The organism is Sphingomonas bacterium, assembly GCF_903644055.1.
Lineage (GTDB): Bacteria > Pseudomonadota > Alphaproteobacteria > Sphingomonadales > Sphingomonadaceae > Sphingomonas_I.
In genome coordinates this window covers 1-7,123 of sequence record NZ_CAHJXD010000180.1, presented here as the reverse complement: position 1 = coordinate 7,123, position 7,123 = coordinate 1, and the positions used below count along the sequence as shown (strand labels likewise).

Annotated in this window: 6 protein-coding genes; all 6 read left to right on the top strand. The window is 66.2% G+C overall.

Features of this window, described 5'->3' with window-relative positions; genetic code table 11:
• A partial coding sequence (locus tag HUU94_RS07945; RefSeq protein ID WP_174274553.1) for a hypothetical protein occupies positions 1–498 on the top strand: 498 nt, incomplete at its 5' end.
• Positions 495–1,625, top strand: coding sequence for a glycosyltransferase (locus HUU94_RS07940; protein WP_174274552.1), 1,131 nt, complete (start codon positions 495–497; stop codon positions 1,623–1,625). The genes HUU94_RS07945 and HUU94_RS07940, both read left to right, overlap by 4 nt.
• A gap of 131 nt (positions 1,626–1,756) precedes the next feature.
• Positions 1,757–2,719 (top strand): malate dehydrogenase, encoded by a 963-nt coding sequence (gene mdh / locus HUU94_RS07935; protein ID WP_174274551.1) that lies wholly within the window; start codon positions 1,757–1,759, stop codon positions 2,717–2,719.
• Between the two features lie 120 nt (positions 2,720–2,839).
• Positions 2,840–3,730: a succinate--CoA ligase subunit alpha gene (sucD, locus tag HUU94_RS07930; protein ID WP_174274550.1), complete on the top strand. Its 891-nt coding sequence runs from the start codon at positions 2,840–2,842 to the stop codon at positions 3,728–3,730.
• Positions 3,731–3,930: 200 nt separating this feature from the next.
• On the top strand, positions 3,931–6,819 hold the full coding sequence (locus HUU94_RS07925; RefSeq protein ID WP_174274549.1) for a 2-oxoglutarate dehydrogenase E1 component: 2,889 nt from the start codon (positions 3,931–3,933) through the stop codon (positions 6,817–6,819).
• 9 nt (positions 6,820–6,828) lie between these two features.
• A partial coding sequence (locus HUU94_RS07920) for a biotin/lipoyl-containing protein (RefSeq protein ID WP_302480188.1) occupies positions 6,829–7,123 on the top strand: 295 nt, incomplete at its 3' end.

The following is a 7,123-nucleotide window of genomic DNA, read 5'->3' as shown; positions in this document are numbered from 1 at the left end:
GTGATGATCGCGGCGCTGGTGCCGATGACGGCGGTGTTCGTCACCCACGCCGACTGGTTCGTCCACGGACCCGAGCGCGAGGTGGCGGCGCAGGTGGAGGATCAGCCGGGCCGCACGGCGATCGTCTATCTCGATGCGGGCTGGGCCTATGCTTATTATCCGCTGGTCTACCGCTATCGCGGCGCGCTTGCCCAATATATGCTGAGCGCGGACGGCGTGCTGCATGCGATCGGCGCGGGCGGCAATCCCGCCACGCCGCCAATATCGTTCGCCGAATTGCGCCGCCGCGATCGGCTGCTGCTCGTCTCGATCCAGCCGCGCACATATCAGGCGCTGCGCGCGCGTGCCGAGGGCTATCTCGATCCCGTCGATACGCAGCCGCCTAGCGGCGGCAGCCTGGGTGCGGCGGCGGGCGCTTGGAATGTGGCGGACGCCATTGTACGGCCCGGCATCTACTGGCTGAGGCTGACCCGGCTACAGAGGACCGACGATCGGTGAACGCGTCCCTTCGCCCGGAAACTTCAGGCGAGGCCGGCGGTCTCGCGGCCGAACTCGCGATCGTCATCCCGACCTATAACGAAAAGCCCAACATCCCGCTGCTCGTCGCGGCGGTGGATGCCGCGCTGCCAAGCGTACGCTGGGAGATCGTGTTCGTCGACGACGATTCGCCCGACGGCACCGCCGCCGAGGCGCGCGGCATCGCGCTCGCCGACCGTCGCGTGCGCGTCGTCCACAGATACGGGCGGCGGGGCCTCTCCTCGGCGTGCGTCGAGGGGATCATGGCGACCGCCGCGCCGGCTGTCGCGGTGATGGATGCCGACATGCAGCATGACGAGCGCATCCTCGGCGCGATGTTCGAGCGGCTGTCGCGAGGCGACGTCGATGTCGTCGTCGGCAGCCGCTATGTCGAGGGCGGCGGCATGGGCGAGTGGGGCAAGCGCCGCGTCGCGATGAGCCGCTTCGCGACCAGGCTTGCCACCCGGCTGACGCGGACCCCGATCGGCGATCCGATGAGCGGCTTCTTCATGATCACGCGCGCGGCCTTCCTCTCGGCGCTGCCGTCGCTTTCCACCGTCGGCTTCAAGATCCTGCTCGATATCGCGGCCAGCACGCCCGAGCCGCTGCGCGTCGCCGAAGTGCCCTACACCTTCCGCACCCGCCAGCATGGCGAGAGCAAGCTCGACGCGCTGGTGCTGTGGGAATATCTGCAACTGCTGCTCGACAAGATGTTCGGCCATATCGTCCCGCCGCGCTTCATCGGCTTCGTGATGGTCGGCGGATCGGGCGTCATCGTTCATTTCGCGGTGCTGACCCTGCTGTTCAAGGGCCTGTCGGACGATTTCGGGGTGGCGCAGGCGGCGGCGACGCTGGTCGCGACCTCCAGCAACTTCTTCCTCAACAATATGCTGACCTATCGCGATCAGAGGCTGAAGGGCGCGCGGCTGTTCATCGGCTGGCTGACCTTCAATCTCGTCTGCGGGATCGGCGCGCTGACCAACGTCGGCATCGCGCGATGGCTGTTCGCGCACCATAATTTCTGGGCGATCTCGGCGCTCGCCGGCATCGCGGTGACGACGGTGTGGAACTATGCGATGTCGTCGATCTTCACCTGGCGCAAGAAGTAGCACCCAAAGCGGTTGCCCCTTCGCACTTGCGGCGTTAAGCGGGCGCCGCTGATCCGTGGCCGCCGATGCGGCCGCATCCTGACAGTGCCTCCGATCGATACGGGGGAGGGTAAACCAGGAAAGGGGGCCTCGTGGCTCGGAAGAAGATCGCGCTGATCGGCGCGGGGAATATCGGCGGCACGCTGGCGCATCTCGCCGCGCTCAAGGGACTGGGCGATATCGTCCTGTTCGACGTCGCCGAGGGTGTGCCGCAGGGCAAGGCGCTGGATCTCAGCCAGTGCGGCCCGGTCGAGGGCTTCGACGCCGCGATCACGGGCTCGAACGATTATGCCGATATCGCGGGCGCCGACGTCATCATCGTCACCGCCGGCGTCGCCCGCAAGCCGGGCATGAGCCGCGACGATCTGCTCGGCATCAACCTCAAGGTGATGAAGGCGGTGGGCGAGGGCATCAAGGCCAACGCGCCGGGCGCCTTCGTGATCTGCATCACCAATCCGCTCGATGCGATGGTGTGGGCGCTGCGCGAATTTTCGGGGCTGCCGCACCATATGGTCGTCGGCATGGCGGGCGTGCTCGACAGCGCGCGCTTCAGCCATTTCCTCGCCGACGAGTTCAAGGTCTCGGTCAAGGACGTCACCAGCTTCGTGCTCGGCGGCCATGGCGATACGATGGTGCCGGTGATCTCCTATTCGACCGTATCGGGCATTCCCGTGCCCGACCTGATCGCGATGGGCCTCTCCACGCAGGAGAAGATCGACGCGATCGTCCAGCGCACGCGTTCGGGCGGCGGCGAGATCGTCGCTTTGCTCAAGACCGGCTCGGCTTATTATGCGCCCGCCACCAGCGGCATCGCGATGGCGGAGGCCTATCTCTACGATCAGAAGCGCGTCCTGCCCGCCGCCGCGCATGTCGAGGGCCAATATGGCCTGGACGGCCTTTATGTCGGCGTGCCGGTGGTGATCGGTGCGGGCGGCGTCGAGAAGATCGTCGAGATCAAGCTGGACGACGAAGCCAAGGCCAACCTCGTCGTCTCGGTCGATGCGGTCAAGGAATTGCTCGAGGCCTGCAAGGGGATCGACGGTTCGCTGAAGTAAACATCCGTCACCCGGCGGATCGATGCTGTCAATCCCGACCGGAACGACCCGTTCCTGTCGCTAACGGAAACTGTTTCCCGGCCTTCGCCGGGATGACGAAACAAGGGATCAGGCGACCAGATGTCCATTCTCGTCGACGCGAACACCAAGGTCATCACCCAGGGGATGACCGGCAAGACCGGCACTTTCCACACCAAGGCGGCGCTGGATTACGGCACGCAGATGGTCGGCGGGGTGACTCCGGGCAAGGGCGGCACCACGCATGAGGAGCTCGGCCTGCCCAATTACGATACGGTGGCCGAGGCCGTCGCCGCCACCGGCGCCACCGCATCCGTCGTCTATGTGCCGCCGCCCTTCGCCGCCGACTCGATCCTCGAGGCGATCGATGCGCGGGTGCCGCTGATCGTCTGCATCACCGAGGGCATTCCAGTGCTCGACATGGTGCGCGTCAAGCGCGCGCTGTCGGGCTCCGGATCGCGGCTGATCGGGCCGAACTGCCCCGGCGTGCTGACGCCGGGAGAATGCAAGATCGGCATCATGCCGGGATCGATCTTCAAGAAGGGTTCGGTCGGCGTCGTCAGTCGTTCGGGCACGCTCACCTATGAGGCGGTGTTCCAGACCACCAACGTCGGGCTCGGCCAGACCACGGCGGTCGGAATCGGCGGCGATCCGGTCAACGGCACCAACTTCATCGACATGCTCGAACTGTTCCTGGGCGACGATGCCACCACGTCGATCATCATGATCGGCGAGATCGGCGGATCGGCCGAGGAGGAGGCCGCGCAATTCCTCAAGGACGAGGCGAAGAAGGGCCGCAAGAAGCCGATGGTCGGCTTCATCGCGGGGCGGACCGCGCCTCCGGGCCGCCGGATGGGGCATGCCGGCGCGATCGTCTCGGGCGGCCAGGGCGGGGCGGACGACAAGATCGCGGCGATGGAAAGCGCCGGCATCCGCGTCTCGCCTAGCCCCTCGCTGCTCGGCGAGACCTTGGTCGAGGTGTTGAAGGGCTGATCCGGTCGCGTTCCGGCGGGCTTCGCCCGGTATGACGTGGGTCGCTGGTGATCGCATCGGGTCTTGATCGAAGGAAAGCGACGGAAGGCCGCCACGGTTCGAAGGCGGAGGGTTGATTAACCAAACCGTCGGGCGCACCTGATAAGGCGCGCGGCGGGGCCGGGAAAATCCCCCGGCGCGGGTGAAGTTAGGACGGTGCAATGGGTTTCGAGGGTATGAGCTTCGACGAGCTGGAGGGGGTCAGCCCCTCTTTCGCGGAGGCGCTGTATCGGCAGTTTCGCACCAATCCGAGCAGCGTCGAGGCGGGCTGGCGGGAATATTTCGAGACGCTCGAGAGCAGCGTCTCCGGCCCGAGCTGGGCGCGCCCCAATTGGCCGCCCGCCGAAACCGATGCGCTCACCGCGGGGCTCGATCCCACCCAGATGGCGCCGGCCGCCAAGCCTGTACCGCGCAAGACCGAAGCGCCTGCCGCTGCCGCCGCGCCCACGATCGATGTCGCCGCCGCATTGGACTCGATCCGCGCCAATACGCTGATCCGCACCTATCGAGTGCGCGGCCACCTGCTCGCCAATCTCGATCCGCTCGGCCTCGCGCGCCAGCCCGAGCCCGCCGACCTCAAGCCCGAATATCACGGCTTCACCCCCGCCGACATGGATCGCCCGATCTACCTCGGCGGCCAGCTCGGCTTCGAGCGCGCGACGGTGCGCGAGATGATCGCCGTGCTTCGCCGCAATTACTGCGGCTCGGTCGGCCTCGAATATATGCACATCCAGGATGTCGAGGAGCGCAAGTTCCTCCAGGAGCGGATGGAGGGCAAGGACAAGGCGATCAGCTTCACGCCGGAAGGCAAGAAGGCGATCCTCGGCAAGGTGATCGAGGCCGAGCAGTGGGAGAAATTCCTCGCCCGCAAATATGTCGGCACCAAGCGTTTCGGGCTCGATGGTGGCGAGAGCATGATCCCTGCGCTGGAAGCGGTGATCAAATATTCCGGGGCGTCCGGCGTCCAGGAGGTCGTGCTCGGCATGGCGCATCGCGGGCGCCTCAACGTGCTCGTCAACGTGATGCAGAAGCCCTTCCGCATCCTCTTCCACGAATTCGCCGGCGGATCGGCCAATCCCGAGGACGTCGGCGGCTCGGGCGACGTCAAATATCACCTTGGCACCTCGACCGATCGCGAATTCGATGGCCACACGATCCACCTGAGCCTCGCGCCCAATCCCTCGCACCTCGAATGCGTCGATCCCGTCGTGCTCGGCAAGGCGCGCGCCAAGCAGACCAAGCTCGAGGATAACGATCGCTCGAAGGTGCTGCCGATCCTGATCCACGGCGATGCCGCGTTCGCGGGGCAGGGCGTGATCATGGAATGCTTCGGCTTCTCCGGAATCCGCGGCTACAACACCGGCGGCTGCGTCCATTTCGTGATCAACAATCAGGTGGGCTTCACCACATCGCCGCAGTTCGCGCGCTCGTCGCCTTATTGCTCGGACATCGCCAAGATGGTCCAGGCGCCGATCCTCCACGTCAACGGCGACGATCCCGAAGCCGTGACCTTCGCGTGCAAGGTCGCCACCGAATTCCGCAGCCAGTTCAAGCGCGACGTGGTGATCGACATGTGGTGCTATCGCCGCTTTGGGCATAACGAGGGCGACGAGCCGAGCTTCACGCAGCCGCTGATGTATGACGAGATCCGCAAGCATCCCGACGTTTCGAAGCTCTATGGCGATCGCCTGATCGCCGAGGGCGAGATCGATCAGGCGTGGCTCGACAATGCCCAGGCCGCTTTCGTCGCCAGGCTGGAGGATGAGTTCGAGGCGGGCAAGAGCTACAAGGCCAATCGCGCCGAATGGTTCGGAGGCGACTGGGTGGGCTTCGCCGCCCCCAAGGATCCGATCTGCGAGCGCCGCGCCGCGGCTTCGGGCGTCACGCCGGAGACGTTGCGGGAGATCGGCGAGGTGCTGACCACGGTGCCCGCCGATCTGACCGTCCACAAGACGCTGTCGCGCATCCTCGATGCCAAGAAGGCGATGTTCGAGAGCGGCGAGGGCTTCGATTGGGCGACCGCCGAGGCGCTGGCGTTCGGTGCCTTGCTCAAGGAAGGCTATGGCATCCGGCTTTCGGGGCAGGATGTCGGGCGCGGCACGTTCAGCCAGCGCCATGCCGTCTGGACCGATCAGAAGGACGGGCATCGCTATTTCCCGCTCTCGACGATCGATCGCAGCTTCCAGGTGCTCGATAGCCCGCTCAGCGAATTCGGCGTGCTCGGCTTCGAATATGGCTATGCGGGGCAGGCGCCCAACACGCTGGTGATGTGGGAGGCGCAGTTCGGCGACTTCGCCAATGGCGCGCAGGTCATCATCGATCAGTTCATCGCGGCGGGCGAGGCCAAGTGGCTGCGCGCCAACGGCCTGGTGATGCTGCTGCCGCACGGCTATGAAGGGCAGGGGCCGGAGCATAGCTCGTGCCGGATCGAGCGGTATCTGCAACTCTGCGCCGAGGATAATATCCAGGTCGCCAACTGCACCACGCCCGCCAATTATTTCCATATCCTGCGCCGCCAGATGCTGCGCAAGTTCCGCAAGCCACTGATCATCGCGACGCCCAAATCCTTGCTCCGCCACAAGGCAGCGGTCTCGGGCGCGGAGCAATTCCTCGATCAGGCCTTCTTCCACCGCGTGCTGCCTGATCCCAAGGCGGGCGCGGACGAGAGCGTGAAGCGGCTCGTGCTATGCTCGGGCAAGGTCTATTACGATCTCGCCGAGGCGCGCGACGCGGCGGGCGATACCGCCACGCAGATCCTGCGCGTCGAGCAGCTCTATCCCTTCCCCGCCGATGCGCTGGCCGATCGGATCGGCAGGATGACGAATCTCGAAACCGTCGTCTGGGCGCAGGAAGAGCCGAGGAACAACGGTGCCTGGTCCTTCGTCGAGCCCTTGCTGGAAGAGGCGCTCGCCACCGCCGGGGTCGCGCCGAAGCGCCCGATCTATGCCGGCCGCGCGGCATCCGCCGCAACCGCGACCGGCCTCGCCAAAACCCATGCCAAGCAGCAGGCGGCGCTCGTCGCGGCGGCGCTCGGCCACGATCCGCAATAAGGAACAGAGATGGCGACCGACGTTCTCGTCCCCACGCTGGGCGAATCGATCACCGAGGCGACCTTGGGCCAATGGCTCAAGCAGCCGGGCGAGGCGGTGAAGGCCGACGAGCCGATCGCCAGCCTCGAGACCGACAAGGTCTCGGTCGAGGTGCCCGCGCCCGTCGCGGGCGTGATGGGCGAACTGGTTGTGAGCGAGGGTGCTACCGTCGAGGTCGGCGCGGTGATCGCGCGCATCCAGGCGGGGGCCGAGGCGGTGACCGCCGCGACGCCGGCCGTCGAGGATCGCACCGCGGTGGGCAAGG

Coding starts and splice junctions, on each gene's coding strand:
- sucD (WP_174274550.1), top strand. CDS start 2,840: ATGTCCATTCTCGTCGACGCGAACACCAAGGTCATCACCCAGGGGATG.
- HUU94_RS07925 (WP_174274549.1), top strand. CDS start 3,931: ATGGGTTTCGAGGGTATGAGCTTCGACGAGCTGGAGGGGGTCAGCCCC.